Annotated in this window: 28 protein-coding genes; 13 read left to right on the top strand and 15 right to left on the bottom strand. The window is 62.3% G+C overall.

Annotated elements, in window-relative coordinates; all coding sequences use genetic code 11:
- Positions 1 to 32 precede the first annotated feature (32 nt).
- The 5 genes from M1D99_RS19535 to M1D99_RS19515 form a co-directional block, all read right to left on the bottom strand.
- A complete protein-coding gene (locus M1D99_RS19535) occupies positions 33 to 1,382 on the bottom strand; it encodes an APC family permease (RefSeq protein WP_250964611.1) in 1,350 nt (449 codons plus the stop codon).
- 73 nt (positions 1,383 to 1,455) lie between these two features.
- Complete coding sequence (locus M1D99_RS19530; protein ID WP_458130643.1) at positions 1,456 to 2,208, bottom strand: N-formylglutamate amidohydrolase; 753 nt, start codon at positions 2,206 to 2,208, stop codon at positions 1,456 to 1,458.
- Complete coding sequence (locus M1D99_RS19525) at positions 2,192 to 3,544, bottom strand: type I glutamate--ammonia ligase (protein WP_434571158.1); 1,353 nt, start codon at positions 3,542 to 3,544, stop codon at positions 2,192 to 2,194. Before M1D99_RS19525 ends, M1D99_RS19530 begins: the two co-directional genes overlap by 17 nt.
- The gene (locus tag M1D99_RS19520; RefSeq protein ID WP_458130642.1) at positions 3,541 to 4,185 is read right to left on the bottom strand and encodes an isochorismatase family cysteine hydrolase; all 645 of its coding nucleotides are present in this window, start codon (positions 4,183 to 4,185) and stop codon (positions 3,541 to 3,543) included. Before M1D99_RS19520 ends, M1D99_RS19525 begins: the two co-directional genes overlap by 4 nt.
- Positions 4,186 to 4,187: 2 nt before the next feature.
- A complete protein-coding gene (locus tag M1D99_RS19515; RefSeq protein WP_053183441.1) occupies positions 4,188 to 5,042 on the bottom strand; it encodes a MurR/RpiR family transcriptional regulator in 855 nt (284 codons plus the stop codon).
- A 299-nt stretch (positions 5,043 to 5,341) separates the two neighbouring features.
- Here M1D99_RS19515 and M1D99_RS19510 point away from each other — a divergent pair, with 299 nt between their 5' ends.
- Both M1D99_RS19510 and cobF read left to right on the top strand, forming a co-directional pair.
- Positions 5,342 to 5,920, top strand: a complete 579-nt coding sequence (locus M1D99_RS19510; protein WP_434571154.1) for a histidine phosphatase family protein — start codon at positions 5,342 to 5,344, stop codon at positions 5,918 to 5,920.
- The gene (cobF, locus tag M1D99_RS19505) at positions 5,917 to 6,675 is read left to right on the top strand and encodes a precorrin-6A synthase (deacetylating) (protein ID WP_458130641.1); all 759 of its coding nucleotides are present in this window, start codon (positions 5,917 to 5,919) and stop codon (positions 6,673 to 6,675) included. Before M1D99_RS19510 ends, cobF begins: the two co-directional genes overlap by 4 nt.
- A gap of 210 nt (positions 6,676 to 6,885) precedes the next feature.
- Here cobF and ftrA read toward each other — a convergent pair whose 3' ends face one another.
- Entirely contained in the window at positions 6,886 to 7,845 is a 960-nt protein-coding gene (gene ftrA / locus M1D99_RS19500; protein WP_434571150.1) for a transcriptional regulator FtrA, read from the bottom strand.
- Positions 7,846 to 7,948: 103 nt separating this feature from the next.
- Here ftrA and M1D99_RS19495 point away from each other — a divergent pair, with 103 nt between their 5' ends.
- From M1D99_RS19495 to M1D99_RS19480, 4 genes are all read left to right on the top strand, one after another.
- A complete protein-coding gene (locus tag M1D99_RS19495) occupies positions 7,949 to 8,383 on the top strand; it encodes a rhodanese-like domain-containing protein (protein ID WP_186730695.1) in 435 nt (144 codons plus the stop codon).
- 416 nt (positions 8,384 to 8,799) lie between these two features.
- Entirely contained in the window at positions 8,800 to 9,579 is a 780-nt protein-coding gene (locus M1D99_RS19490; RefSeq protein ID WP_186710055.1) for an ABC transporter substrate-binding protein, read from the top strand.
- Between the two features lie 102 nt (positions 9,580 to 9,681).
- Complete coding sequence (locus M1D99_RS19485) at positions 9,682 to 10,794, top strand: succinylglutamate desuccinylase/aspartoacylase family protein (RefSeq protein WP_434571147.1); 1,113 nt, start codon at positions 9,682 to 9,684, stop codon at positions 10,792 to 10,794.
- Positions 10,795 to 10,859: 65 nt separating this feature from the next.
- The gene (locus M1D99_RS19480) at positions 10,860 to 11,576 is read left to right on the top strand and encodes an alpha/beta hydrolase (RefSeq protein WP_434571145.1); all 717 of its coding nucleotides are present in this window, start codon (positions 10,860 to 10,862) and stop codon (positions 11,574 to 11,576) included.
- A gap of 181 nt (positions 11,577 to 11,757) precedes the next feature.
- Here the strand turns inward: M1D99_RS19480 and M1D99_RS19475 are convergent, their stop codons facing one another.
- Together M1D99_RS19475 and M1D99_RS19470 are read right to left on the bottom strand one after the other, a co-directional pair.
- The gene (locus tag M1D99_RS19475) at positions 11,758 to 12,345 is read right to left on the bottom strand and encodes a DcrB/PsbP domain-containing protein (RefSeq protein ID WP_186730093.1); all 588 of its coding nucleotides are present in this window, start codon (positions 12,343 to 12,345) and stop codon (positions 11,758 to 11,760) included.
- Positions 12,346 to 12,608: 263 nt separating this feature from the next.
- On the bottom strand, positions 12,609 to 12,893 hold the full coding sequence (locus M1D99_RS19470; RefSeq protein ID WP_186710061.1) for a hypothetical protein: 285 nt from the start codon (positions 12,891 to 12,893) through the stop codon (positions 12,609 to 12,611).
- A 182-nt stretch (positions 12,894 to 13,075) separates the two neighbouring features.
- On the opposite strand from M1D99_RS19470, the gene selD reads away from it, so the two are divergent.
- Both selD and mnmH read left to right on the top strand, forming a co-directional pair.
- The gene (selD, locus tag M1D99_RS19465; RefSeq protein ID WP_458130640.1) at positions 13,076 to 14,110 is read left to right on the top strand and encodes a selenide, water dikinase SelD; all 1,035 of its coding nucleotides are present in this window, start codon (positions 13,076 to 13,078) and stop codon (positions 14,108 to 14,110) included.
- Positions 14,110 to 15,213, top strand: coding sequence for a tRNA 2-selenouridine(34) synthase MnmH (gene mnmH, locus M1D99_RS19460; RefSeq protein ID WP_458130639.1), 1,104 nt, complete (start codon positions 14,110 to 14,112; stop codon positions 15,211 to 15,213). Before selD ends, mnmH begins: the two co-directional genes overlap by 1 nt.
- Before the next feature lie 134 nt (positions 15,214 to 15,347).
- Here the strand turns inward: mnmH and M1D99_RS19455 are convergent, their stop codons facing one another.
- Complete coding sequence (locus tag M1D99_RS19455) at positions 15,348 to 16,022, bottom strand: histidine phosphatase family protein (RefSeq protein WP_186710866.1); 675 nt, start codon at positions 16,020 to 16,022, stop codon at positions 15,348 to 15,350.
- Positions 16,023 to 16,330: 308 nt separating this feature from the next.
- On the opposite strand from M1D99_RS19455, the gene M1D99_RS19450 reads away from it, so the two are divergent.
- The 4 genes from M1D99_RS19450 (at position 16,331) to M1D99_RS19435 (ending at position 20,328) form a co-directional block, all read left to right on the top strand.
- A complete protein-coding gene (locus M1D99_RS19450) occupies positions 16,331 to 17,029 on the top strand; it encodes a glutathione binding-like protein (protein WP_186710858.1) in 699 nt (232 codons plus the stop codon).
- Complete coding sequence (locus M1D99_RS19445; RefSeq protein ID WP_458130638.1) at positions 17,026 to 17,883, top strand: PhzF family phenazine biosynthesis protein; 858 nt, start codon at positions 17,026 to 17,028, stop codon at positions 17,881 to 17,883. Before M1D99_RS19450 ends, M1D99_RS19445 begins: the two co-directional genes overlap by 4 nt.
- Before the next feature lie 116 nt (positions 17,884 to 17,999).
- Positions 18,000 to 18,974: a porphobilinogen synthase gene (hemB, locus tag M1D99_RS19440; protein ID WP_434571136.1), complete on the top strand. Its 975-nt coding sequence runs from the start codon at positions 18,000 to 18,002 to the stop codon at positions 18,972 to 18,974.
- A 259-nt stretch (positions 18,975 to 19,233) separates the two neighbouring features.
- Positions 19,234 to 20,328: a DUF1615 domain-containing protein gene (locus tag M1D99_RS19435; protein ID WP_186710864.1), complete on the top strand. Its 1,095-nt coding sequence runs from the start codon at positions 19,234 to 19,236 to the stop codon at positions 20,326 to 20,328.
- 199 nt (positions 20,329 to 20,527) lie between these two features.
- Here M1D99_RS19435 and M1D99_RS19430 read toward each other — a convergent pair whose 3' ends face one another.
- Positions 20,528 to 20,962 (bottom strand): phage infection protein, encoded by a 435-nt coding sequence (locus M1D99_RS19430; RefSeq protein ID WP_434571134.1) that lies wholly within the window; start codon positions 20,960 to 20,962, stop codon positions 20,528 to 20,530.
- Positions 20,963 to 21,184: 222 nt separating this feature from the next.
- Between M1D99_RS19430 and M1D99_RS19425 the strand changes: the two genes are divergently transcribed.
- The gene (locus M1D99_RS19425; protein ID WP_186708663.1) at positions 21,185 to 21,814 is read left to right on the top strand and encodes a glutathione S-transferase family protein; all 630 of its coding nucleotides are present in this window, start codon (positions 21,185 to 21,187) and stop codon (positions 21,812 to 21,814) included.
- 77 nt (positions 21,815 to 21,891) lie between these two features.
- On the opposite strand, the gene M1D99_RS19420 is transcribed toward M1D99_RS19425, so the two are convergent.
- From M1D99_RS19420 to M1D99_RS19400, 5 genes are all read right to left on the bottom strand, one after another.
- A complete protein-coding gene (locus tag M1D99_RS19420; protein WP_458130637.1) occupies positions 21,892 to 22,428 on the bottom strand; it encodes a PqiC family protein in 537 nt (178 codons plus the stop codon).
- Positions 22,429 to 22,445: 17 nt separating this feature from the next.
- Entirely contained in the window at positions 22,446 to 24,104 is a 1,659-nt protein-coding gene (locus tag M1D99_RS19415) for a PqiB family protein (protein ID WP_411385095.1), read from the bottom strand.
- Entirely contained in the window at positions 24,085 to 24,744 is a 660-nt protein-coding gene (locus M1D99_RS19410; RefSeq protein ID WP_458130636.1) for a paraquat-inducible protein A, read from the bottom strand. Before M1D99_RS19410 ends, M1D99_RS19415 begins: the two co-directional genes overlap by 20 nt.
- Positions 24,741 to 25,337, bottom strand: coding sequence for a paraquat-inducible protein A (locus M1D99_RS19405; RefSeq protein WP_458130635.1), 597 nt, complete (start codon positions 25,335 to 25,337; stop codon positions 24,741 to 24,743). The genes M1D99_RS19410 and M1D99_RS19405 overlap by 4 nt, the downstream gene beginning before the upstream one ends.
- 69 nt (positions 25,338 to 25,406) lie before the next feature.
- Positions 25,407 to 25,847, bottom strand: coding sequence for a CBS domain-containing protein (locus tag M1D99_RS19400; protein WP_030138503.1), 441 nt, complete (start codon positions 25,845 to 25,847; stop codon positions 25,407 to 25,409).
- Positions 25,848 to 26,112: the final 265 nt, after the last annotated feature.

The raw sequence follows: 26,112 nt of genomic DNA, 5'->3' as shown, positions 1-26,112 counted from the left end.
ACGGCTGGCCGAACCCTTTCGACCGCCGCCCCTCATTGACCTGCCGGATCGGGCAGGGCGGTACGACTGCCGAATTTGTTGAGCAGGCACAGATAGACCACCCCCGCGGCAATCCAGATCAGGCCGAGCTTCTGCGCAGCCACGCCCATGTTGTACATGATGGCCGCGACGATCACGAAGCCGACCAGCGGGCAGATCACGTGGCGAATCAGTTGGCCGGACTGTTGGCGGCGCCAGTAATGGTTGATGACCGTGATGTGCAGCAACATGAAGCCGCTCAGGGCGCCGAAATTGACCAGGGAGGTGAGGGTGTCCACGGCGTTGATGAACAGGTAGCAGATCAGCAACGACAGCACCGCCACCAGATAGATGCTCATGTAGGGGGTGTTGTGTTTCGGATGGACCTTGGCCAACACCTTGGGCAACTGGCCGTCCCGGGCCATGCCGAACAACAGGCGCGACACCGCTGCCTGGGAGGTGATCGCCACCGCCACGCCCCAGGCCAGGGCCGTGGCCACCGCGGTCAAGGTGGCCAGCCAACTGCCGGCCGCCAGCTCGGCGATTTCATAGAACGCGGTGTCGGCGGATTTGAAGCCCATGCCGGCCGCCAGGTCGGTGGCGATCCAGGTCTGCACCACAAAAATCGCCCCCATCACCAGCAAGGTCACCAGTGCCGCCTTGCCGACGCTGCGCCCCGGGTCACCCTTGACCTCTTCCGCCAGGGTGGAAATGGCGTCGAAGCCCAGGAACGACAGCACCGCGATGGACACGGCTTGCATCAGCAGGGCGAAGTTGAAGTGTTCCGGGCTGTACAGCGGCGCCAGGGTCAGTTGGCCGTGACCGGCCCCACCCTGCAGGGCGTTCCAGGCGTAGAACAGGAAAATCCCCAGCACCACCAGCTGTGCCAGCAGGAAGATGATATTCATCCGCGCGGTGAAGGTGATGCCCCGCAGGTTGACGAAGGTCGCGCTCACCAGGAAGGCCAGGATGAAACCGACCTTGGGAATGTCCGGGTACAAATGGTTCAGCGCCATGGCGGCGTAGACATAGAGCAGTGGCGGGATCAGCAGGTAGTCCAGCAGCATCAGCCAGCCGGCGATGAACCCGACGTGTGGGTTAAGGCCCCGTTGCGCGTAGGAATAGACCGAGCCTGCCACCGGAAAGGCCCGGGCCATGCTGCCGTAGCTCAACGCGGTAAACAGCATCGCCACCATGCCGATGATGTAGGCCAGCGGCACCATTCCCGGGGCTTCGGCGTTGACGTAGCCATACACGCCGAACGGTGCGATGGGGATCATGAAAATCATCCCGTAGACCACCAGGTCTGTCAGTGACAGGCCGCGTTTCAATTCCTGTTTGTAGCCAAATGCCTCAATGCTCATGAGCCGTTTTCCTTTTCAGCTGTTGTATTTGCTTTTGCTTACCGCTTGTCGCTAAAAACTTGCCGCTGCACCTCTACAACAGGGGCGCCAGGTAGGCGCTCCAGGTCCGTACCGATTCGGGGCTGCGCAGTTGGTCGTTGCGCACTTCGATCAGCACCGAATCCAGGCCGCGGCCATCGCCGTGCACCGGGACTGTCATGTCGGTCAGGGGGTTGATCTTGTAGGGCTGGTTGCCCGCTGCCCGCAGCGAATGCCGGCTCAGCCCGTCGACGATGTGCTGGGCATATTCCTTGGCTTCGCCGAACAGCACGCCGGCTTCCAGTGCGCGTGGCTGGCCATAGAACACCGGGGTGAAACTGTGGATGCCCACCACGCGCACCGGCCGGTTGGCCGCCAGGCGTTGGTCGATCAACGCACGCAACCGATCATGGAAGGGATGGAACAGGCACTGCTGGCGATATTCGCGGGTGGCCTCGTCCAGGTCGTGGTTGCCCGGGACCTGGTAGATCTCGCTCTGGGCCGGAATGCTATCGGGCACGTGCAGCGGGCGGTTGAGGTCGATCAACAGCCGTGAGTAATTGGCCGACAGCAAGGTCGCGCCGAGGGTTTCGGACAGGCGTTCGGCCAGGAGCAGGGCGCCGATGTCCCAGGCAATGTGTTCCTGGGACGCGGTTTCATCCAGGCCCAGGTCGTTCAGCGTCACGGGAATGAAACGGCTGGCGTGTTCGCACACCAGCAGCACCGGGTGGTCGGAGTCTTCCCGGGTCAATCGATAGGCTGGCCTGGTGTAGAGGCCCGTTTCAGCACATTCAATAGATTCGTGCATAGTGCTCGCAACGCTCGGCAGGTGTGAGCGCCTGGGTCAAGGCCAACTCCTGGCCCTTCAAGGCGAAATAGGTTTCGACCAGCGGGCCGGGCAGGGTTTCGAGCAACGCCCCGCTGTGGCGCAGGCAGTCCAGTGCCTGTGCCAGGGTTGTCGGCAGGGCGATAATGCCACGGGCGCGGCGTTGTGTTTCATCCAGCTCATCGGGTATTTCATCGGTGACCGCCTGCAATGGCAGCCGTTGCTGGATGCCCAGCCGTCCGGCAATCAATAGCGCGGCCATCGCCAGGTGCGGCGAGGCGGTGGCGTCCATGGCGCGGAACTCCAGGTTGTACTGGTTCGCCAGTGGTTTCCCGCCGAGGCTCACGGTAGGGCAGATGCGCAGCGCCGCTTCGCGGTTGCGCTGTCCCAGGCACGCATAAGAGGCGCTCCAGTGATGAGGTTGCAGGCGCTCGTAAGACAGCGGCGTCGGCGCGGTCAGCGCACACAGCGCCGGCAGATAATGCAGCACACCCGCGGCCCAATGCTGGCCGAGGCTGGACAAGCCATTGCTGCTGGCGGCGTCATGCAGCACCGGATCCGCGCTCAGGTTTTGCAGGCTCAGGTGCAGATGCACGCCGTTGCACACGGCATGTTCCGAGGTCTTGGGGGCGAAACTCACGTCCAGGCCCATCTGCCGGGCGATCTCGCGGGTGATTTCCCGGACGTTCACGGCCCGGTCGGCAGCGGCCACGCCCAGGGTCGGGCGGCAGGTGATTTCGTATTGCTGCTTGCCATATTCCGGCAGGAACATTTCCGGCTCGACGCCGCCGGCCCGCAGGGCGCTGAGCAACCAGCCGGCGAACCCGGCTTGCTGGCGCTGGGCCTGGAGGCTGAAAGCCAGGCGATCAGGCTGCACAGGGGTGGCAGCCAGGTTGAACTCATGCTCGAAGGCGGCGAAAACTTGCAGGCCCAGTTCGCTGCGATAACGCTCCACTTCATCCTGCAGCAGCGTGCGCGGACAGGCGCTCCAAGGCCGGCCGTCGGTCTCTCGAATGTCGCAATGGATGAAGTCCAGGGCCGGCGCTTGGGCATCGGGGCCATTGTTGATGGTCACCCGGCTGGACAGGTCCGGCACCAGCCGCAGGTCGCCATAGGCGCCCCAGGGGTTGGTCGAGGCGATGATGTCCTGGGGCGTCAACGCGCTGTTGGCCGGCACCCAGCCACAGCCGGCAGCGACGTAGTGGGGCAATTCATCGCTGGGAAACGAGCGCCCACGGGTCACGCCGATCAGGTCGGTGGTCACCAGGGTCGTGACCGGCAGCGGCGCGAGGAGGGCGGCGGCGTCGGGGCGGCTCATGGCTGCATCTCCTGCAGGCGAGCGAGTACCGTGTCGGTATCGGTGATCCAGCAGTAGCCCTTGATCGCGTTCAGGCACGCCAGGTGCCGTTGTTCGGTGTAAGTGGCGCAGGCATCTTCCACCAGCGTGACCAGGTAGCCGCGGTCGGCGGCGTCGCGCACGGCCATGTCGACGCACTGGTCGGTGACGATTCCGGCGACGATCAAGTGCCGGGTCTCCAGGTTGCGCAGCACGTAGTCGATGTTGGTGGAATTGAACACCCCGGACGAGGTCTTGGGCAGCACGATGTCGTTTTCCTGCGGCGTCAGCTCGGCAATGATCTGCGCTTCAGGGCTGCCCTTGGGCAGGTGCATGTCCGACAGCTTGTGATCCAGGGAGCGGTCGCGGCCATCGGCGGTGAGGCTTTCGATGTGGGTGTGCAGTACGTTTTGCCGCGCGTCTCGCATGGCGTTGAGCAGGCGCTGCTGGTTGGGAATGACCTGCTGGCGGGCCCGCTGGAGGAAATACGCGGCGTCGGGGCTGTGCAGGTGGGCATCGAATTGCGGTTCCAGCCAGGCGCGTTGCATGTCCACCAACAGCAATGCCGTGTGTTGACGAGTGAACGGCAAATCCCGGGGCGAGCGATGGGGGAGCGAGAACATCCTTATTTTTCCTCCAACAGGTGCGTGTTGAATTCCGTGCGCAAGGCGTCGATACCTTCCAGGCGTTCGGCCAGCTCAGGGCATTGCAGGGTCAGGCAGGCGATCAGGGCCTCGACCTGGGCCAGCGCCGGCACCAGGCTGTCAAAGGCCGAGACCGATTCCACCGGGGCGCTGATGATCAGGTCCGCCAGCTCGCGCAACGGCGAAGCATAGACGTCGCTGAACAGCACGACCCGGGCGTGCCGCGCCTTGGCCGCGCTGGCCACGCGCAGGGCCTGGGCCTGGTAGCGACGGTAATCGAAAATCAGCACCACGTCCTGGCGCTGCACGTCGAACAGGCGGTCAGGCAGTTGGGCGTTGTCTTCCAGGGCAAAACAGCCGGCGCGCAGCAGCCGCAAATGATTGAGCAAGTAATGGGCAAGAAAGCTGCTGAAACGGCCGCCGAAACAATGCACCTGATGGCGGCTGTCGAGCAACCACTGCACGAGAATGCGCACGTCTTCGGGTTGGGTCAGCGCCTGGGTGTCGCTGAGGTTGCGTTGGCTGGCGGCCAGGTACTGGCTCCACGTATCGCCTTGCTGCAACTTGGCCCGCGGTTGCAACAGGGTGCGGGGGGAGCGCAAGCGATGGTCCATGTCGCTGAGCAGTGCATCCTGGAATTCGGCATAACCGCCAAACCCGAGTTTTTTCACCAGCCGCACGATGGTCGGGTCGCTGACACCGGCATGGTCTGCCAGGCGTGACATCGGACCGAGGCCGTTGCGTGGGTAATGATCGAGCAGGGCACGTACGACCTTGCGTTCCGACGGCGTCAATACCAGGCCGGGATCGGTGATCAGGTCTCTGAGGGGCGGCATCCGTGCTCCTTGCCTGGATGAATGTTGGTTTTCTTTCATAACTCCTGAAAACAGTATTTATGTAGCTAGTGCTACATGTCCAGTGGTTTTTACGTTCCGTTTAAAATGCTCCAAAGTTGTGCGAAAGCCCTGTAGGAATTGGTCTTGGTCAGGTGGGCCTGGTATGTCAGTCGTTGCTCATGGAGTCGTCGGAAATAACACCTTTTTGTCTCAGTTATTTGATTTCGTATAAGGTGCTGTACAACTAAACGCGTGAATAATCCGCCCATGGGCCCCGTCCGATTACCCGAGAATCCAGTGTGAAAACCACTCGCCTGACGTTGATCTGCCACGCCCGCACCGTTGCCCAGAAGCAGGCGCGCTTCGGTCTGGACGAAGCCCTGGACGCCGGCTGGCTGGGGCGCCGTGGGCAGGTCGAGCATGGCTATCGAAACGTCAGGCAACTGCTCTGCGGGCCGGAGCTGCGCACTCGCCAGACCGCCGCGCTGTTCGGCGACGAGCCTCAGGTGGACCCGGCCCTGGCCGATTGTGACCTTGGACGCTGGCGCGGATTGTCCATCGATGAATTGCTCAAGGTTGAACCGCAGGCCCTGCAAACCTGGCTCGACGATGCCGAGGCGGCTCCCCATGGTGGTGAATCCGTCGCCCGGTTGTGTCGCCGTGTTGCAAACTGGCTGGCCAGTCTGGAGGCCCGACCGGGGCATCTGCTGGCCGTCACCCACCCCTTCGTGATTCGTGCCGCGCTGATGACCGTCTTGGGTTGCCCGGCCGCCACGTTCAACCGGATCGACATCGAACCGTTGTCCACCCTGGAGTTGCGTTTCAACGGCGTATGGCGATTGCGCGCCCAGGAACCTGGCCAGGAGTCGCCGCGATGAAGCAGTTATCCGTCATTGGTATTGGGACCGGCGATCCGGACCACTTGACGATGCAGGCAGTGAAAGCCTTGAACCGCTTGGACGTGGTCTTCCTTATGGACAAGGGCCCGGCCAAGGACCAGCTGTTGGACCTGCGGCGTGAAATCTGTCGACGCTACATCGTTGATCGGACCTACCGTTTCGTCGAAGCCTATAGCCCGGAACGCCAACGCGGCGAGCTGGACTACAAGGACAGCGTCGAAGCGCTGAATCGCGCCAAACAGGCCACCTTCGAACGGTTGATCAATGAAGAACTGTCCTGCGGCCAGCGGGGCGGTTTTCTGGTGTGGGGCGATCCGGCGTTGTACGACAGTACCGTGCGCATCCTGCAGGCGATTCTCGAGGCGGGCCGCTGCGCTTTCGAATTCGAGGTGATCCCCGGCATCACCAGTCTCCAGGCCCTGGCCGCCCGGCACAAAGTGCCGTTGAACACTATTGGCGGTTCGCTGGAAATCACCACCGGACGCCGTTTGGTGGCGGGGCAGGTGGGCGATGCAGCCAGTGTGGTGGTGATGCTCGATGCCGAGGATGGCTATCGCCAGGCCAGCGATCCCGATACGCAGATTTATTGGGGCGCCTATGTGGGAATGCCGGATGAAATTCTGATCGCCGGCCGGCTGGGAGACGTGGCCGATGACATCGAACGCACCCGCAAGGCCGCGCGAGAGGCCAATGGGTGGATCATGGATACGTATTTGTTGCGTAAGCCACGATGACGCTTGCACCTCACCCTGTGGCGAGAGAGCTTGCTCCCGCTGGGCCTGTAGGAGCTGTCGAGTGCAACGAGGCTGCGATCTTTCCCTAGGCACTTGAGTCCCAAGGGAAAGATAAAAGATCGCAGCCTTCGGCAGCTCCTACAGCGCCTGCTGCGCAGTCGAGCGGGAGCAAGCTCCCTCGCCACGGAGGGGCATGATCCCCCGGCATCTTCATCCCCGCCCAAACCGTTCCCGATACACCGACGGCGCCAACCCCACCACGCTGCGAAACGCCACGCGAAAGCTTTCCACCGAGCGATAACCACACAGTTGCGCAATGTTGTCGGTGTTGTCGCCGGTGCTTTCCAGCAGCTCCCGGGCCCGGGCCAGGCGCTCGTGTTGCAGCCAGGCCTTGGGCGACACACCGCAGGCCTGGGTGAAGTGGCGCAGGAAGGTGCGTTCGCTCATGGCCGCCTGGCTGGCCAGCTCGCGCACGCCGAGGGGTTCGTGCAGGCGCTCGCGGGCCCATTGCATGACGCTTGACAGGTCGCTGCGTGGCGTACGGCTGACCGGCGAGGGGATGAACTGCGCCTGGCCGCCGGTCCGTTGCGGTGTCATCACCAACCGGCGCGCCACGGTGTTGGCGACCTGAAGGCCATAGTCCCGTGCCACCAGGTGCAGACAGGCATCGATGCCGGCGGCGCTGCCCGCCGAAGTAATGACCTGCCCCGAGTCGACGTACAACACATCCGGGTCGACCCGCACGGCGGGAAAGCTCTTGGCCAGTTCGTCGGTGTAGCGCCAGTGAGTCGTGGCGCCGAGGCCATCGAGCAGGCCGGCGGCGGCCAGCACGAAGGCGCCGGAGCAGATCGACAACAGGCGCGCCCCACGGGCATGGGCCCTGCGCAATGCGTCGAGCAGCGCCTGGGACGGTGGCTCGCTGCGGCTGCGCCAGCCTGGTATGACAATGGTCCGGGCGGTTTCGAGCAGTTCCATGCCGCCATCGGCCAATACCTGGAAGCCGCCCATGGCGCGCATCGGGCCATCATCGACCGCGACGATCCGATGCTCGTACCAAGGGAAATTGAATTCCGGCCGTTCCAATCCGAAAATCTCGACGGCGACACCGAATTCGAAGGTGCACAGGCCGTCGTAGGCGAGGATCGCGACCAAACCCGAGATAGGCTGCATTTGTCGGAAAGTTCCCACAGAGTGTCTTGTACGCCACTGTAGCGGCAAGCATCGGGGGGATAAAGTCTCTCCACGCCTTTATCTACCCTTGGAGTACACACCCATGACCAGCCTGGTTCGCGAAGTGCCTGCCGCCCCTTCCGATATTGCCTTGGAGCATTTCAGCCGTCGCTTGTCGTTCGAAACGGATTGTTCCGACGTCCACGCCAGTCAACAGGCCGGTCATGTCGATTTTGTGCTGGTGGATGTTCGCGGACCGCTGGCCTATGAGCGCGGCCATGTCCCCGGGGCGATCAACCTGCCGACCCGCACGCTCACCGCCCAGGCACTGGCGGCCTATGCCAAGACCACCTTGTTCGTGGTGTATTGCGCCGGTCCCCATTGCAATGGCGCGAACAAGGCGGCGGTGCGCCTGGCAACCTTGGGTTACCCGGTCAAGGAAATGATCGGCGGAGTCATGGGCTGGCTCGATGAAGGCTTTCGCCTGACCGGCTCGGTGGAGCGCGTGGCGGACGAGGCGATCAGCTGCGATTGCTGACTCCTCCTGCAACCAGGCTTTTGTGGCGAGGGAGCTTGCTCCCGCTGGGCTCTGTAGGAGCTGGCGAAGCATGCGATCTTTTGATCTTTCGCTTGATGCTCAACCAGCCTTGGAAAGATCGCAGCCTCGCTTCGCTCGACAGCTCCTACAGCCCAGCGGGAGCAAGCTCCCTCGCCACAGGGGTTATCTGCCACAGGGTGTGTACCTGCCTTTGGAGTGTTTCCCTGTCAGGCTTTTCGCAAATCCTGTGACCGCCGGACGCACCTGGCTGTTTTTATAACTATTTGTCGCCTCAACATAATTTCCCTCCTGAGTGCCCCTCTAGACTCCCGGCCACTTCGGTTTTTGCTGACCGAACGCTGCTATGAATCTGCCTATAACGATCCAATAAAATACCTGCGCACTCAGGAGCGAAAATGAAGAAGCTAGCCATGTTCGGTGCCCTGGCACTGTCCGTATTGTCCCTGTCGGCCGTGGCCGAAGACGCCAAGCCGATCCGCCTCGGGATCGAAGCCGGTTATCCACCTTTTTCGATGAAAACCCCCGACGGCAAGCTGGCCGGCTTCGATGTCGATATCGGCGATGCGCTGTGTGAACAGATGAAGGTCAAGTGCGTCTGGGTCGAGCAGGAGTTCGATGGCCTGATCCCCGCGCTGAAAGTGAAGAAAATCGACGCGATCCTGTCGTCCATGACCATCACCGACGATCGCAAGAAAAACGTTGATTTCACCATCAAGTACTACCACACCCCGGCGCGCTTCGTGATGAAGGAAGGCACCGCGGTCAAGGATCCGCTGACCGAACTCAAGGGTAAGAAAGTCGGTGTGCTGCGCGCCAGCACCCACGACCGTTTCGCCACCGAAGTGCTGGTACCCGCCGGGATCGACCTGGTGCGCTACGGCTCCCAGCAGGAAGCCAACCTGGACATGGTCTCCGGTCGCCTCGACGCCACGCTGGCCGACTCGGTCACCCTCGACGAAGGCTTCCTGAAGACCGACGCTGGCAAGGGCTTCGCTTTTGTCGGCCCGACTTATGAAGACGCGAAATACTTCGGCGGCGGCGCCGGCATTGCGGTGCGCAAGGGCGATAAGGCCTTGGCCGATCAATTCAGCGCGGCCATCACCGAAATCCGCGCCAACGGCACGTACAAGAAGGTGCAAGACAAATACTTCGCCTTTGATGTCTATGGGCATTAATCGCTGAACCCCAGGTGGCCCGCCGTTGACCCGGCCGGCCGCCTTTTTCATGGGCGATTGTTTACCCTGCGTCTATCGTCATGCCGCCATTCGGAGTTCCTCATGCAACGCATCGACCATACCTTGCCATGGAGTCACCTGGGCACCGAACGCCGGCTCAGTGTGTTTCGTTACGGCCACGGCCCGCGCAAGGCCTACATCCAGGCCAGCCTGCACGCCGATGAACTGCCGGGCATGCGCACCGCCTGGGAGCTGAAGCAGCGGCTCAACGACCTGGAAGCCCAGGGCATGCTCAAGGGCGTGATCGAACTGGTGCCGGTGGCCAACCCCATCGGCCTGGATCAACACCTGCAAAGTGCCCACATGGGGCGTTTCGAACTGGGCAGCGGCAAGAATTTCAACCGTTCCTTCGTGGAGCTCAGCGCACCGGTGGCGCAGCGTATCGGTGAGCGCCTGGGCGACGATCCGGCTGCCAATATCACCTTGATCCGCCAGGCCATGACCGAGGTCCTCGATGACCTGCCGCCACCTCCCTCGCAACTCGAAGCGCTGCATCGCCTGCTGCTGCGCCACGCCTGCGACGCCGACATTACCCTGGATCTGCATTGCGATTTCGAGGCCGCTATCCACTTGTACGCCTTGCCGCAACAGTGGCCGCAATGGCGTTCCCTGGCCGCACGCTTGAAAGCGGGTGTGGCGTTGCTGTGCGAGGATTCGGGCGGCAGTTCGTTCGATGAATCCTGCTCCGCGCCCTGGTTGCGCCTGGCCAAGGCCTTTCCGGCGGCGGCAATCCCACCGGCGAACCTGGCGACAACGCTGGAGCTGGGCAGCATGGGCGATACCCGGGTGGAGCAGGCCCAGGCCAGTTGTGAAGCCATCCTCGGGTTCCTGGCCGAGCAAGGTTTCATCGCCGGGGAATGGCCGCCCGCGCCAGAGCAGTGCTGTGAAGGCTTTCCGTTCGAAGGCACGCAATACCTGTTCGCGCCGCACCATGGCGTGGTGAGTTTTCTGCGGGAGGCCGGCGAATGGGTGGAGCGGGGCGATCCGCTGTTTGAAGTGGTCGACCCTTTGGGCGATCTGGTCACCACCGTGCGGGCCGGCACCAGCGGTGTGTTGTTCGCCCTGGACCGTGGACGTTATACGCAGCCGGGTATCTGGCAGGCTAAAGTCGCCGGGCGTGAACCGATTCGTACGGGGAAATTGATCAACGACTGATAACTGCTGTCTACCTCACCGCACGCGCCTTGCCGTGCGGCTATCGAAACGATGGAGGAAGATCGATGTTCAAAGCGCTCGCCCTGTTTCTGTTGCTGGTCTCATCCGGGTTGCAGGCCCAACCCTCGTTGCACACGGACTTGCCGCTCAACTACCTGGCCCAAGTCGATGAGCACGCCCGGAACCGACCGCTGGTGATCTTCCTGCACGGTTCCGGTAGTAACGAGCAGGACCTGTTCGAACTCAAGGACGAGCTACCCCGGGACTACAACTACCTCTCGGTGCGAGCGCCGAAGAGCATGGAGCGGGACCGTTACCAGTGGTTCGCGAAAAAGGGCGACGGCGCTTATGACGGTGACACTTCGGACCTGAAGGCCAGCGGCCAAATGCTGCTGGACTTCATCGACAAGGCCCGGGCCAAATATTCGACCGATGCAAGCAAGGTCTACCTGGTGGGGTTCAGCCAGGGGGCGATGATGAGCTATGAAGTGGCCTTGCGACACCCTGAAGCCGTCGGCGGCATTGCCGCGATGGGTGGGCGGGTCCTGTCGGTACTGCGGGCAGAGCTGGCCCCCGACGAGTCGCGACGAACACTGGCGGTGTTCATCGGTCATGGCACGGCAGACCCGATCATCCCGTATCACGATGGCACCGAGGCCAACAGCTTTCTGAAAACGCTGGCGCTGGAACCGGAATTCCATGCCTACCCGGGCGTCGGCCACAGCATCAGTGCCTTGGAGATCCAAGACCTGCGGGCCTGGCTGGAGCGGCTTAATCCCTGATCACTATTAAGTCCCTGTGGGCGAAACCCTGTGGGAGCTGAGCTTGCTCGCGATAGCGGTGGGTCAGCTTGCATCGATGCCATGTGGGCCGACGCCATCGCGAGCAAGCCCGGCTCCCACAGGGTTCGGCGACGAACTTAGATGTTGCGGACACCCAGGTCCACTGTGGCCCCCGGGGCGCTTATTGACCGCTGGCGATCTGTTTCACCAACGCTACATGACCTGCCTTGTCGCTGGCCCGGGAAATGATTTGCACCGCCGCCATGCGCGTGCCGGAGGCAGCCAGCAAGGTGCTGTCGAGGGTCGGTCCACCGCCCTGGGTCGCCTGGGTGTCGAGCTGTCGCAGGCCCAGGCCGGTGCCTTTTTGCTTCAGGCTTTTTTCGCTGAGAATCTTGGCGTCCGGCAGGGACTTGAGGCGCTGAACGGCGAAGTCGGCCACGGTGGTGTCGAGGAACGCACCATCGTCATCCTTCACATTCGCCCCGTTGATGATGACGTTTTCCGCTGCGATCACCACGGTCTTGCTGGTGGCATTGCTGTACATCGTCCCCGTCGCCCCGGCGGTGCCCTGGGCAGCCTCGCCGGGGGGCAAAGGCGTCGCCGTGAAGCCCTTGGGCAAGGTGAAGATGAACTTGCCGCCGAGCATCGATACCTTCTGCGCCGGCGCATCACTGGCAGGTTTGGCCGGGGCCGCCTGGGCGGATGCCACGACCAGGCTGGCGATGGCACCCAGCAACAGGGCGGCGGCTTGTTTACTCAGCAATGACATTGAAACTCTCCACGGATGGTCGCGCTTGAAGGCCGATCATCCCATGGGCGTCGCACCGGACTCCAGCGCCTGTGCCGAAGAGGCGTCATTTCAGCGAAAGGAGTGTGGTAACGCCGGAGCACTCCCCCAGGATTGGGGCGTCTGGGCTAACGTCATCGCGAGCAAGCTGCTCCCACAGTGGGGCGGTGTGGGTCTCGCCATTGGGTTCGACAGCCCCGGTGGGAGCGAGCTTGCTCGCGATGGCAGGCGGTGCCTGCGAAACCTCAGTCGGGTTCCACGTCCAGTTGCAGGCTGTCATCAGCCAGGCGTTCGGCTCGCCGGACAATGCCGCTGATGCGTTTGCCTTCGGCGCTGAACACCACGATCTGGGCCTTTTCCAGATCCGTCGGCAATGGCGGGCGCACGTGCAGCGCGAACCAGGGCGGTTCGCCGTCGTCGAGGCGTTTGACATCGAACTGGCAGTGGACGCTTTTGGTTTCGCGACCAAATAGCGTGTCGAGGCCGTAATCAATATGAGTGCTGTCGGCAGCAGCGGGTGCGAGGCGCATCGGCAGTCTCCTGGGTGGATAGGCAGGGGTGATGTTCAAGTGATCCCTCCAGAAATGGAAAATTCCATCTGATGGGCTGGGGGGAATCGCCCCAGCCTGTTGTATGGGCGAATGCTCGGCGCGGCACTGAGTCGGTGGCGTTGCTGCTAGAATCGGCCAATTGACTGAATAGAGGTATGCCCATGAGCGAGCCGATTCGCCTGACCCAGTACAGCCACGGCGCCGGTTGCGGCTGCAAGATTTCGCCCCAAGTGCTGGAAGTGATCCTGGCCGGCAGTGGTGCGCAGAACCTCGATCCGAAGCTGTGGGTCGGCAATGCTTCTCGCGACGACGCGGCGGTGTACGCCATCGACGAGGAGCGAGGAGTGGTTTCGACCACCGATTTTTTCATGCCGATTGTCGATGATCCCTTCGATTTCGGCCGCATCGCTGCCACCAATGCCATCAGCGACATCTATGCCATGGGCGGTGACCCGCTGATGGCCATCGCGATTCTCGGCTGGCCAGTCAACGTGTTGACCCCGGAAATCGCCCGGGAAGTGATTCGCGGCGGTCGTTCCGTGTGCGACGAGGCCGGAATCCCCCTGGCGGGCGGGCACTCGATCGATGCGCCTGAGCCGATGTTCGGCCTGGCGGTGACAGGCCTGGTGCAAAAGCGCCACATGAAGCGCAACGACACAGCCACCGCCGGTTGCCGCTTGTACCTGACCAAGCCCCTGGGCATCGGCATCCTCACCACGGCGGAAAAGAAGGGCAAGCTGCGCGCCGCCGATGTTGGCCTGGCCCGTGACTGGATGTGCACCCTCAACAAGCCTGGCAGCCGCTTCGGCAAGCTCGACGGCGTGACCGCGATGACCGATGTCACCGGTTTCGGCCTGCTCGGGCACTTGGTTGAAATGGCCGACGGCAGCCAACTGACCGCGCGTATCCGCTATGACGCGGTGCCGCGTTTGCCAGGCGTCGAGTACTACCTCGACCTGGGCTGCGTGCCGGGCGGAACGCTGCGCAACTACGACAGCTACGCCAGCAAGGTCGGTCGGGTCCAGGAACTGCACAAGCGCGTGCTGTGCGACCCGCAGACCAGCGGTGGTTTGTTGATTGCTGTCACCCCCGAAGGCGAGGACGAGTTCCTGCGGGTGGCCGCTGAACTCGGTCTGGCGCTGGAACCCATCGGCGAGTTGGTCGAGCGACAGAGTCACGCGGTCGAGGTGTCTTGATGAGCCATGACATCACCGATTACCGCGACATCTTCCTCAATGATTTACCGATGATGGACACGCGCGCCCCGGTGGAATTCATCAAGGGTGCCTTTCCCGGCGTGGTCAATTTGCCGTTGATGACCGACAACGAACGGCAACGCGTCGGTACCTGTTACAAGCAGCAGGGGCAGCAGGCCGCCATCGTCCTGGGCCATCAACTGGTGTCCGGCGAGACCAAGGCCCAGCGCATCCAGGCTTGGGCCGCGTTCGCCAAGGCCCACCCCGAAGGCTTGCTGTATTGCTTTCGCGGCGGCTTGCGTTCGCAGATCGTCCAACAGTGGCTCAAGGACGAAGCGGGCATCGACTACCCTCGGGTTGGCGGTGGCTACAAGGCGATGCGCACGTTCTTGCTGGACACCCTCGAGCAGGCAGTCGCCCAGTGCGATCTGGTGCTGTTGGGTGGCATGACCGGTACCGGCAAGACCCAAGTGCTGGGCCAACTGGGCAACAGCCTGGACCTGGAAGGGTATGCCAACCATCGCGGTTCGAGCTTCGGCAAACGCGCCACGGGCCAGCCGTCCAACATTGATTTCGAGAATCGCCTGGCCGTGGACGTGCTGAAAAAGCGCGCCGCCGGTATCGGGCAATTTGTGCTGGAAGATGAGAGCCGTGCGGTCGGTAGTTGCGCCTTGCCGCTGTCCTTGTACCAGCGCATGCAACAGGTTCCGATGGTCTGGCTGGAGGACAGCGTGGAGCGTCGGGTCGAGCGGATCCTGCAGGATTACGTCATCGACCTTTGCGCGGAATTTGTCGCGGTGCACGGCGACGAAGGCTTCTCGCTGTTTGCCGAGCGACTGCTGGCAAGCCTGGACAACATCCACAAACGCCTGGGCGGCGACCGCCACCGACGCCTGAAGGACATCCTGGAAGCCGCCTTGGCCGAACAGGCCAACAGCGGCGCCGTCGACTTGCATCGCTGGTGGATCGAAGGTCTGTTGCGTGAGTATTACGACCCGATGTACGTGTTCCAGCGGGAAAAGAAAGGGCTGCGGATCGAGTTCTCGGGGGAGCAGGCGGCGGTGCTGGAATATCTGCGGGAGCGGGCGGCCCGGGGCGGTTGACCACAGGTTCCATATCCACTGTCAATCCCTGTGGGAGCGGGCTTGCTCGCGAAAGCGGTGGATCAGTTGACGAGGATGTTGACTGTGCCATCGCCTTCGCGAGCAAGCCCGCTCCCACAGGGAATACCGCCTGATTATGTCGGGCAGGTCTCCTGGCCATTATCCAACCCTTGCTTATAGCTCTGGCTGGTGAGGCTGGCCTTGCCGTTGTGCCAGGTGAGGGTCAGCACATACAGCGAGTCGAAGTCTCCCGAGGCCCAGTCATCGGTAATGGTCTGCTTCTTGCCCAAGGCCTCCCCGGCGACTTCGTTGATCAGCTCCGGCAGGTAACCATGGGACCAGGCGGTATAGATGGTGGCGTTGTGGTACTTGTCGTCCAGCAGTTCATCAGCCAGGTCGCTGGTGTCGTTGGCCGAATAATTGATGTTCACCGGCAACCCGAGCTTGATGGCGCTGGGGCTGATGGTCATCAGCGGGCGAATGTAGCTGTAGGAGTTGTCCTGTTCGCCCTCCTCGACATTGCGGGTAGGGTTGGCCGCGAACACGTAATCGGCCTTGCCGAATTTTTCCGGCAACAGGGTGGCCAGGTCGATGGCGCGGTTGAGGCCCTGGCAGTTGAGCTGGCCCAGGCCGCCGGCGGGTTTCTCCGCGTGGCGCAGGAACACCAGGGTCTGTACACCGTCGGCTGGCTGGGCACGGCTGACGCTGGACTCCAGCGACAACACCAGGCCACAGACCACAAGCAGCGTCGGCAGCATCAGCCACGAACGGTGTTTGAAACGTCTGGCGAAATTCAGTGGGTTCATCATCGAATAAGTAGTCTTCGGCACGCGTGAGTCAGGCTGACAAACCCTGGCACCGCGAAGCGCCTGGCTTCGGGTGTTTTCCCTGTCGTTACGCCTCGTCGAATCCTCGGGGGGCATTGCTCAGAGTCCCTTTGAGCGCTTTGGTTCGATTTCGGTGCACTGTAGCGATCTCCGTCAGGAGATGGGTTGAACGTTAACGACAGGATGTTGCGAAATTAAGAACGGACGAGGTGAATTCCATGACGGGCAGTGATGCCGTGCCCTACATCTTGGATTATCCTCGGGCTTTCTTTCATTTCCGAGCCGACCCCATGCCCGACTTGACTTCGTTCCCCATCACCGAAAAATGGCCCGCCCAATACCCGGAGTGGCTCCAGCTCTACTCGCTGCCTACCCCCAACGGCGTGAAGGTCTCGATCATGCTGGAGGAGATCGGCCTGCCGTACGAGCCTCACAAAGTGGACTTCGCCAGCAACGACCAGATGTCGCCCGAGTTCCTTTCCCTGAATCCCAACAACAAGATCCCGGCGATTCTCGATCCCCATGGGCCGGGAGACCAGCCGTTGGCGCTGTTCGAGTCGGGGGCGATCCTGATTTACCTGGCAGACAAGAGCGGGCAGTTGCTAGCCCAGGAATCGGCGGCGCGCTACGAGACGATCCAGTGGCTGATGTTCCAGATGGGTGGGATCGGGCCGATGTTCGGGCAGTTGGGGTTCTTCAACAAGTTCGCTGGCAAGGACTACGAGGACAAGCGGCCGCGGGATCGGTATGTCGAAGAGAGCAAGCGTCTGCTCAAGGTCCTCGATGGCCGTCTGCAAGGCCGGGACTGGATCATGGGCGAGCGCTACACCATCGCCGATATCGCCACGTTTCCCTGGGTGCGCAACTTGATCGGTTTTTATGAGGCCGGTGATCTGGTGGGTATCCAGAACTTCCCCAATGTGACGCGGGTATTGGAGCGCTTCCTGGCGCGACCGGCTGTGGCGCGCGGGTTGAAGATTCCGGAATGAGTGGCCCGACGTCCCGCCGTTTCGATTACAAACAACTGGATGTGTTCAGCGATGTGCCGCTCAAAGGCAATCCACTGGCGGTGGTGCTGGGGGCCGACGGGCTCAGTGACGGGCACATGGCGGCTTTTGCCAATTGGACCAACCTCAGCGAAACCACGTTCCTATTGGCGCCGCGGCACCCGGAAGCCGATTACCGGGTGCGTATCTTCACCACCTTGACCGAGTTGCCGTTTGCCGGGCATCCGACCTTGGGCAGTTGTCACGCCTGGCTGGAAGCCGGCGGCGTGCCGAAAGGGCAGGAGATCGTGCAGGAGTGCGGCGTCGGCCTGGTCAGGATTCGCCGCAGCGATCATGGGTTGGCGTTCCTCGCGCCACCCTTGCTCAAGTCCGGTCCGCTGGACGCCGAGCTGCTGGAGCGGGTGCGCAAGGGGCTAGGGCTTGCCGCGGAGGCGATTGTCGAGGCGCAATGGGTCGATAACGGTGCCGGTTGGCTGGCGGTGATGCTCAAGGATCGCCAGCAGGTGCTGACGCTTGAACCCGATTACCCGCAGTTGCTGGATCTGGCCGTGGGCGTGATCGCACCTTGGGATCGGGCCGTGGATGGCGATGAGGCCCAATTTGAAGTGCGCGGTTTTATCGCCGGTGATGGCATGCCCGAGGATCCGGCCACCGGCAGCCTGAACGCCGGGCTCGCGCAATGGATGCTGGACAAAGGCCTGGCGCCGGCGACCTACGTGGTCAGCCAGGGACTGACGATGGGCCGGGCCGGGCGCATTCATGTCGAGCAGGTGGGGGATGAAGTCTGGATTGGCGGCGCAGTCGTGACGTGCATCAATGGCTCGTTGACCTTGTGAGGCGATTATTGCTCGGCTGGTAACACTCTGTTTTCCAGCAGGCGTTTGTGCCCTGGCTGGCCAGGGCATAAGCTTTGCGCTCTGTGATCGAGCACCCTTTTTTGCCCAGGAGTCCCATGTCCAGCCAGTTCCCCGAAGCACGTCCACGCCGCCTGCGTCGCAATGCAAGCTTGCGCAGCCTGTTCCAGGAAACCGAATTCACCTTGAACGACCTGGTGCTGCCGATTTTCGTCGAAGAAGAAATCGATGATTTTGTGCCGATCAAGAGCATGCCCGGCGTGGTGCGCATCCCTGAATCGAAGCTGGCCAGTGAGATCGAGCGCTATGCCCGTGCTGGCATCAGGTCGGTAATGACGTTTGGTGTGTCCCATCACTTGGACAACGACGGCAGCGACACTTGGAGCGAGCGCGGCCTGGTGTCGCGCATGGCCGGGATCTGCAAGGACGCGGTGCCGGAAATGATCGTGATGTCCGACACCTGCTTCTGTGAATACACCGATCATGGTCATTGCGGCGTCCTCCACGACGATGAAGTGGACAACGACCGGACCTTGGTCAACCTGGGCAAGCAAGCCGTGGCGGCGGCCCGCGCCGGTGCCGATGTGATCGCGCCGTCGGCAGCCATGGACGGGCAGGTACAGGCGATTCGCAAGGCCCTGGATGACGCCGGTTTCAGCCAGACGGCAATCATGGCCTATTCCACCAAATTCGCTTCGGCGCTCTATGGCCCGTTCCGCGAGGCCGGCGGTAGCGCGCTCAAAGGCGACCGCAAGAGCTACCAGATGAACCCGATGAACCGCCGCGAAGCCTTGCGCGAATCCCTGCTCGACGAGCAGGAAGGTGCCGATGCGCTGATGGTCAAGCCGGCCGGTGCCTACCTCGATATCATCCGCGACATTCGCCAGGCGTCGAACCTGCCGCTGTCGGCGTATCAGGTCAGTGGCGAATACGCGATGATCAAATTCGCCGCCCAGGCCGGTGCCATTGACGAGGCCCGCGTGGTACGCGAGAGCCTTGGTGCCATCAAGCGGGCGGGGGCGGATTTGATTTTCACTTACTTCGCCATGGATCTGGCACTGAGCGGGATCTGATCCGCCTGCATCAATGATGCCAATGCCGCCGCCTTCGCGAGCAGGCTCGCTCCCACAATGGTTTTGGGTTGGATGGGAAATCCAGGCACACCGCCGTTCTCCTGTGGGAGCGAGCCTGATCGCGATAGCGGTGGGTCAGTTGATATCAATGCCGCATGTGCCGCCGCCTTCGCGAGCAAGCCCGCTCCCACATTGGGCATAGCCCGCATTCACTTTTGATCGTATGGTTGCTCCGGAACAACAAACCCGATGGAGCCCCATGCAATTCGACCGATTGATGATCAGCCTCGCGGCGTTGCTGGCCCTGGCCGGTTGCGGTAGTCGTCAGGCCCAGGAGCCCGAGCGCCAACCCGCTGAGGTCAAGAAGCAGATCGTGCAATTATTGCCGGCCAAGACGACGGATCGCCAAGGTTGGGCGACTGACATCTACGTGGCCTTTGCGGCCCAGCAGATTCCGTCCACGACGCAGAATATCTGTGCGGTCCTGGCGGTGACCGAACAGGAGTCGACGTTCCAGGCCGACCCGCCAGTGCCGGGGCTGGGCAAGATCGCTCGTCAAGAGATCAACCGCCGGGCGGCGAAGGTGCACATTCCGGAGCTGTTGGTCAGCGGCGCGCTCCAGGTGCGTTCGCCCAATGGCAAAAGCTACAGCGATCGACTCAATGCGGCGCGTAGCGAGAAAGAGCTGAGCGGGATTTTCGATGATTTCATCGGCATGGTGCCGCTGGGCAAGACGCTGTTCGGCGGTTTCAATCCGGTGCACACCGGTGGCCCGATGCAGGTGAGCATCGCGTTTGCCCAAGCCAATGCGCGGGATTACCCCTATACGGTGGATGGTTCGATTCGTCGCGAAGTGTTCAGTCGCCGTGGCGGGATGTACTTCGGTATCGCGCATTTGCTGGGTTATCCGGTGAGCTATAGCGAGCCGTTGTATCGTTTCGCCGATTTCAACGCCGGGTGGTACGCCAGTCGCAACGCGGCTTTCCAGCATGCGGTCAGCGTGGCGTCGGGCATTTCCCTGGCGCTGGACGGCGATCTGGTTGCCCATGACTCGATCATGCCGGGCAGCACGGAGCTGGCGGTTCGCACGCTGGGCAAGTCGTTGGGGATGCGCAACCCGACCATTCGCGATCAGTTGGAGCAGGGCGATAGCCTGGCGTTCGAGGACAGCAAGCTCTACAAGCGGGTGTTCGAACTGGCTGAGCGCGCCGAGGGCAAGCCGTTGCCGCGGGCGATATTGCCGGGGATCGTGCTCAAGAGTCCGAAGATCACGCGCAAGCTGACCACGGCGTGGTTTGCCAAGCGGGTGGATGAGCGTTATCAGCGCTGCATGGCGCGGGCGGCGGGGCGTTAGCAGATGTCGGGGCATGAAAAAACCCGGTGGATGAGGCCGGGCTTTTAAGGGGGAGTCGTCTTGATGGGTGTGTCGGGCGGGCTACGCAGCGGCTTGTCGATCATTGCGGCCGCTGCGCGCCCGAGCGGGAGCAAGCTCCCTCGCCACGGGGTGTGTTGCCTATGACTTGCGTTGTTTTCAGGCATTACGGTCAAGCAAATCATGCGTGGTTTTCGATCAGGCGATCAGAGCCACCTTCGGCAACGCGGCGTTCCAGCAGGCGGTCGGAGCCACCTTCAGCTACGCGGTTTTCGATCAGGCGATCAGAACCACCTTCGGCTACACGGCGTTCCAGCAGGCGATCAGAACCACCTTCAGCTACGCGGTTTTCGATCAGTCGGTCGGAGCCACCTTCGGCTACACGGCGTTCCAGCAGTCGATCAGAACCGCCTTCGGCGACGCGGTTTTCGATCAGGCGGTCGGAGCCACCTTCGGCTACACGGCGTTCCAGCAGGCGATCAGAACCACCTTCAGCTACGCGGTTTTCGATCAGGCGATCAGAACCGCCTTCGACGACGACGGGTTGCGAGGAGGCGGCGAATACGTTGGCGGCCAGTACGGAGAAAGCGAGGCTGAGGATGACTTGGCGTTTCATGATGGTGTGCTCCGGGGGTGCAGTGGTTTGTGTGGGGCCATTGTTGTCCCGGGCGATCATCAAGAGAACTTCATTGGCATGATGGTGAACATCGACGGCAGTGATAGCTCGATGTCGGTTGATCCAATGAGGGTGTCCCCCTGGCGTGCGCGTCGTCCTTCGGGTGGAACACTGCCAGGTTTGCAGGTTCTACCGGGTAACCCACAGGCAGGAGGCAAGCTCATGTATCAGTTATTCGGTCACAGGCAATCCGGCTCGTCGGCGGTAGAGGTGGCACTGGACCTTTGTGATGTGGCTTATCGGCGGGTCGATGCCTATTCGACGGAAGAAAGTGAAGCAGCGAAAGAGCTCGAGGCCCTCAACCCCCTGAAGCAGGTTCCAACGCTGCAACTGCCAGATGGCTCGGTGCTGACCGAGGCATCGGCGATTCTGATTCACCTCGGGCTGACCTTTCCCGCCTCGAAGCTGCTCCCTGACGACGCAGCCCAACGTGCGCAAGCCATACGAGGCCTGGTTTACATCGCGGCCAACTGCTACACCCCCATCGGCATCATCGATTTTCCGGAGCGCTGGCTGGACGATGCGGACGAAGAGACTCGGCAGCGCTTGGTATCAGGTACCCAGCAACGGCTCTACCGCAACTGGGCGCTGTTTGCCGACCAATTCCCGGCCCAACCGTTTCTCGGCGGTGCCGAGCCGGGGGCGTTGGATATCCTGGCGGCTGTGATCACCAAGTGGAGAAATACGCGAGAGGCGATGCTCAACGCCCGCCCGCAATTCTACGGATTGTTGGAGCGCATCGACCGCCATCCACGCGTGGCGCCGATACTGTCGCTGCATTGGCCGTTGTAGGAGCTGCGATCTTTCCCCTGACGCTTGAATCTCAAGCGAAAGATCGCAGCCTCGCTTCGCTCGACAGCTCCTACAGGTCAAGGACAGCCTTTGCGTACAGCCGCCTGCTCGACAAGGTCGACAAATTGCCGGACGTTCTGCTGATGGGCTGTCACCATGTCGTCGATACTGGCGCCCGACGGTGTCTGCAGGCTACTGCGACAAACGAGGGGGCGGGTATCGCCGCTTAGGCTTCGTAGCCGCCATTGCACGTCCATGCGGGCGTAGCGGCCCGGGATCGAGTCAAAGCGCTGCACATCCACCCGCAGCGATGATTTCGGCGCGCCAGGGTTGCTCAGTTGTTCGTCCAGGCTGCTGTGCAGTTCATCCGCCAGGCTGGCGCCCCACCATTCGGTTTCGAGGATCGCCAACCCGCTGCTGCCCTGGCGAATGACCATCTGGGTGCGATCCACCTGGGGGGGAACGCTCACCTGTTCGATCTGGATGTCCATGCCAGAGCGTGACTGGCCTGCCGGCTGAACCGGGCTCAGGGTGTGGTAATGAATCGGATCGCTGCGACAGGCGCCGAGCAGCAGGGCCACGGCAACCAGGGTGAGTTTCAGCGTCAGTGGCATGGGGCGGGCTCCTGTGATCATTCTTTCACCGGCAAGGTAAGGTTCTGTGCCGGTGCGTCCTTGGGCCGGCCGCGAAGCAGCGATTCGGGGTGGCGACTCAGGTAGTCCGACAGCTCGCGCAACGAGCGCGACATGCGGCCCAGGTCGTCCAAGGTCTGGGTCAGTTGTTCACGCTGCGGCGAGTCTTCGGCCAGGGTCGAGTTGGCCGATTGCAGGGTCTTGCTGACGTCCTGCAAGGTGCTTTGCACGCCGGGCAAGGTCTTGCTGTTGAACTGGGCCAGGCCTTTGCGCAACTCCACCAGATTGCCATCCAGGTTGCCGGCGATGCTCTCCAATGGCAGTTTGTTGATCCGCTCGACCATCGTCTGCAGTTGTTCCTGCAATTGCTGCAGGCTGCCCGGGAGGGTTGGAATACGCACGGGGCGGGCGCTGGGGTCGAAGGCGACTTTTTCGGCCTTGGGGTAGAAGTCCAGCGAGATGTACAACTGCCCGGTCAGCAGGTTGCCGCTGCGGGCCTGGGCGCGCAGGCCGCGCTCGACAAAGCTGCCGATCAGGCGGGCACCGGCGGCTTCGTCTTCCGGATCGTGGTTGAGCGACTTGAGCAGTTTTTCATGGGCCTTGCCCAGGCGCTGAGGGTAGATCACCACGCCGACGTTGACCGGAAAGCTGCGTTGTTTCTCATCGAAATCCAGGTTGATGGCCACCACCCGGCCGACTTCAACGCCGAGGAACTCTACCGGTGCGCCGACTCGCAATCCGCGCAGTGCCTGGTCAAAACGCAGGGCCAGGTATTGTCCCTTGCCGTCGGGTGGGGCGAGGGCGCTCTGCTGGTCGGCAAACAATTCGAAGGTCTTGTCTTCGCTGGCAATGGTGTCGTTTGGACTGTATTCCGGTGCCCTGAACGCGATGCCGCCAAGCAGCAAGGCCGAGAGCGACTCGGTCTTGACGGCGAACCCGTTGGCGCCGACGTTCACGTCCACGCCGCTGACGTTCCAGAACCGGGTGTTTTCGGTGACGTACCGGTCGTTGGGCGCGTTGACGAACACGTCGATGTTGACGCCTTTGCCCTCGGCGTCCAGTGCATAGGACACGACCTGGCCCACCGGGATCTTGCGCAGGTACACCGGTGAGCCAATGTCCAGCGAACCGAGGTCCTGGGAGTGCAGGGTGAAGCGTTTGCCCGGTTCGCCATAGGTGATCGGCGGCGGGGCTTCCAGGCCGGTGAAGGATTTGGCGCGCACTTTCGACTGGCCAGCGTCGGCACCGATGAAATCGCCGGACAGCAGCGTGTCGATTCCCGAGATCCCACCGGCACCGATACGCGGCCGTACGACCCAGAACACCGAGTCTTCGTGGGTGAAGGTGTCGGCGGTCTTGGCGAGCTTGACGGTGGCGGTGACGTTCTTCTGGTCTTCACTCAATTGCACGTCGGTGACCTGGCCAATCACCACGTTGCGATATTTCACTTGGGTCTTGTTGGCGGTCAGGCCTTGGCCGGTCTTGAAGGTGATGGTGATCGTCGGGCCCTCCTGCAGCCAGTTGTTGACCACCAGGGAAATGCCCACCAGCACCGCGATGATCGGCACGATCCACACCAGCGATACCGTCCAGCGACGGGTGCTGACGTGAGCCCGACCGGGTGCGGGTTGTTGCCCGTCAGTGACTTGCGACTTCATCCATGGTCTCCTCGGAAGGTTGGGTGTCCCAGATCAGCCGGGGGTCGAAACTCATGGCCGACAACATGGTGAACAGCACCACGAGGCCGAAAAACAGGATACCCGGTCGCGGTTCGATATCGCTCAGTGCCTGGAACTTGACCAGGGCCGCCACCAGGGCCACCACCAGCACGTCGAGCATCGACCAGTAGCCGATGACTTCCACCAGTCGGTACAGCTTCGCCCGTTGGACCTGGGCCCAGGTGCTGCGCCGCTGTGCGGTCACCAGCAGCAGGGTCAACACGACGAACTTGATGCCGGGCACCGCGATGCTGGCGATGAAGATGATCAGGGCGATGTCCCACGCGCCGCTTTGCCAGAACTCGATGACGCCGCTGATGATCGTGCTGTCGGCGCCCTCGCCGAGCATCTGGGTGTTCATGACCGGAAGCAGGTTGGCCGGGATGTAGAACACCAGCGCGGCGAGCATGTAGGCCCAGGTGCGGGTGATGGCGTCGGGTTTGCGGCGGTGCAGGGAAGCGTCGCAACGGGGGCAGGTATCGGGTTCGTCGGTCATGTCGCAGGCCAGGCCGCAACTGTGGCACAGGCACAGGTTCAGGTCGCGGGCCTCGGGCGGGGTGTCCAGCGGCTGGCCGCTCATAGGCTGTCCCACAGGTCGCGGACATCACGCCCGGCAATGCGGATCATCAACAGGCTCAAGGCCGCGAGGGCGAACAGGCCGATGCCCGGCAGCACGTCCAGCAGGCCGGCGAGCTTGATCACCGCCACCAGTGCGCCCAGCAGGCACACCTCCAGCATGCTCCAGGGCCGCAGGGTTTCCAGGCTGCGCATGCACAGGGCGAACCCCGGCGCCCGCCGCTGGAGGTGGGCATGGCCCAGGACCCAGAGCAACAGCGCCAGCTGGAAGGCCGGCGCAATGATGATTGCCACCGCTGTCACCAGGGCGATGAAAGTGATGGGGCCCTGGCTCAGCGCCACGATGGAATCCCACAATGTCGCGCTGTTGCTCAGGCCCTGGAGGCGGATGCTCATTACCGGATAAATGTTGGCGAAAGCCCACAACACCGCGGCCGTCACGCTCAAGGCCAGGCGCTGTTCGATGGTCAGGCCGTTGTAGCGCTGGATCACCGCGTGACAGCGCACGCACGCGGCTTTCTGGTGCGGAGCGAGCACAACCGGCTCGTACACCGCATCGCAATGTTCACAAATGATCAGTCGGTCGGTGGCGGCCATCGGGATGCTCGCAGGAACAACCCCTTCAATATAGAAGTGTGTTGAGAATGAGCAACCCGTTGCGACGGATCATTCGCCGCGAATGTATTGCTCCAGTTGTCGGATCAGGTCGGCCTGTTCGGCGATGGCTTCCTTGACCAGGTCACCGATGGACAGCAGCCCGACGAGTTTGCCGTCTTCTACCACCGGCAAATGCCGCAAGTGCTTCTCGGTCATGATGCTCAGGCAGGTCTCGACATTTTGGTGCGGGTCGATGGTGATCACCGGGGAGACCATGATGTCGCTGACCTTCGTGCCCACCGACGAGCGCCCGTGCAGGACCATTTTGCGCGCATAGTCGCGCTCGCTGATGATCCCCAGCACCTCATCGTTCTTCACCACCAGCAAGGCGCCGACATTTTTCTCGGCCATGCGCATCAGGGCCTGCAATACCATGTCGTCCGGTGAGATGGTGTGCACTTGCTGGTTCTTCTCGTCTTTTATCCGGAGCAACTGCGCGACGGTTTTCATGGGGAGCCTCGGGTGTTGTTTTTGCAGGTGGTTAAAGCATCGTAGACCCAACGGCGCAGAGCAAGCGGTAAAGCGGCGGCCAATCGTCCAAAAACGTCATTGCCGGTAAATTCACCACCGAAGTGGCGCCATGCACCCTGTGGCGAGGGAGCTTGCTCCCGCTGGGCTGCGCAGCAGCCCCGGGTTGTTGGCATTCGCCCGATATACCGAGGTGGTCGGTTTTGGGGCTGCTTCGCACCCCAGCGGGAGCAAGCTCCCTCGCCAC

The sequence above is a fragment of the Pseudomonas sp. R3-41 genome (assembly GCF_054161485.1).
This window is presented reverse-complemented; position numbering and strand designations above follow the sequence as displayed.

Excerpts from the sequence above, each read along its gene's own strand:
- M1D99_RS19475 (WP_186730093.1), bottom strand. The coding sequence starts at position 12,345 with ATGTCATTGCTGAGTAAACAAGCCGCCGCCCTGTTGCTGGGTGCCATC.
- hemB (WP_434571136.1), top strand. The coding sequence starts at position 18,000 with ATGTCCAGCCAGTTCCCCGAAGCACGTCCACGCCGCCTGCGTCGCAAT.
- M1D99_RS19415 (WP_411385095.1), bottom strand. The coding sequence starts at position 24,104 with ATGAAGTCGCAAGTCACTGACGGGCAACAACCCGCACCCGGTCGGGCT.
- M1D99_RS19470 (WP_186710061.1), bottom strand. The coding sequence starts at position 12,893 with ATGCGCCTCGCACCCGCTGCTGCCGACAGCACTCATATTGATTACGGC.
- M1D99_RS19435 (WP_186710864.1), top strand. The coding sequence starts at position 19,234 with ATGCAATTCGACCGATTGATGATCAGCCTCGCGGCGTTGCTGGCCCTG.
- M1D99_RS19480 (WP_434571145.1), top strand. The coding sequence starts at position 10,860 with ATGTTCAAAGCGCTCGCCCTGTTTCTGTTGCTGGTCTCATCCGGGTTG.
- M1D99_RS19455 (WP_186710866.1), bottom strand. The coding sequence starts at position 16,022 with ATGATGAACCCACTGAATTTCGCCAGACGTTTCAAACACCGTTCGTGG.
- M1D99_RS19405 (WP_458130635.1), bottom strand. The coding sequence starts at position 25,337 with ATGGCCGCCACCGACCGACTGATCATTTGTGAACATTGCGATGCGGTG.
- M1D99_RS19485 (WP_434571147.1), top strand. The coding sequence starts at position 9,682 with ATGCAACGCATCGACCATACCTTGCCATGGAGTCACCTGGGCACCGAA.
- M1D99_RS19445 (WP_458130638.1), top strand. The coding sequence starts at position 17,026 with ATGAGTGGCCCGACGTCCCGCCGTTTCGATTACAAACAACTGGATGTG.
- M1D99_RS19525 (WP_434571158.1), bottom strand. The coding sequence starts at position 3,544 with ATGAGCCGCCCCGACGCCGCCGCCCTCCTCGCGCCGCTGCCGGTCACG.
- mnmH (WP_458130639.1), top strand. The coding sequence starts at position 14,110 with ATGAGCCATGACATCACCGATTACCGCGACATCTTCCTCAATGATTTA.
- ftrA (WP_434571150.1), bottom strand. The coding sequence starts at position 7,845 with ATGCAGCCTATCTCGGGTTTGGTCGCGATCCTCGCCTACGACGGCCTG.
- M1D99_RS19425 (WP_186708663.1), top strand. The coding sequence starts at position 21,185 with ATGTATCAGTTATTCGGTCACAGGCAATCCGGCTCGTCGGCGGTAGAG.
- M1D99_RS19520 (WP_458130642.1), bottom strand. The coding sequence starts at position 4,185 with ATGTTCTCGCTCCCCCATCGCTCGCCCCGGGATTTGCCGTTCACTCGT.
- M1D99_RS19430 (WP_434571134.1), bottom strand. The coding sequence starts at position 20,962 with ATGAAACGCCAAGTCATCCTCAGCCTCGCTTTCTCCGTACTGGCCGCC.
- M1D99_RS19515 (WP_053183441.1), bottom strand. The coding sequence starts at position 5,042 with ATGCCGCCCCTCAGAGACCTGATCACCGATCCCGGCCTGGTATTGACG.
- M1D99_RS19490 (WP_186710055.1), top strand. The coding sequence starts at position 8,800 with ATGAAGAAGCTAGCCATGTTCGGTGCCCTGGCACTGTCCGTATTGTCC.
- selD (WP_458130640.1), top strand. The coding sequence starts at position 13,076 with ATGAGCGAGCCGATTCGCCTGACCCAGTACAGCCACGGCGCCGGTTGC.
- M1D99_RS19495 (WP_186730695.1), top strand. The coding sequence starts at position 7,949 with ATGACCAGCCTGGTTCGCGAAGTGCCTGCCGCCCCTTCCGATATTGCC.
- M1D99_RS19400 (WP_030138503.1), bottom strand. The coding sequence starts at position 25,847 with ATGAAAACCGTCGCGCAGTTGCTCCGGATAAAAGACGAGAAGAACCAG.
- M1D99_RS19420 (WP_458130637.1), bottom strand. The coding sequence starts at position 22,428 with ATGCCACTGACGCTGAAACTCACCCTGGTTGCCGTGGCCCTGCTGCTC.
- M1D99_RS19530 (WP_458130643.1), bottom strand. The coding sequence starts at position 2,208 with ATGCACGAATCTATTGAATGTGCTGAAACGGGCCTCTACACCAGGCCA.
- cobF (WP_458130641.1), top strand. The coding sequence starts at position 5,917 with ATGAAGCAGTTATCCGTCATTGGTATTGGGACCGGCGATCCGGACCAC.
- M1D99_RS19535 (WP_250964611.1), bottom strand. The coding sequence starts at position 1,382 with ATGAGCATTGAGGCATTTGGCTACAAACAGGAATTGAAACGCGGCCTG.
- M1D99_RS19450 (WP_186710858.1), top strand. The coding sequence starts at position 16,331 with ATGCCCGACTTGACTTCGTTCCCCATCACCGAAAAATGGCCCGCCCAA.
- M1D99_RS19410 (WP_458130636.1), bottom strand. The coding sequence starts at position 24,744 with ATGAGCGGCCAGCCGCTGGACACCCCGCCCGAGGCCCGCGACCTGAAC.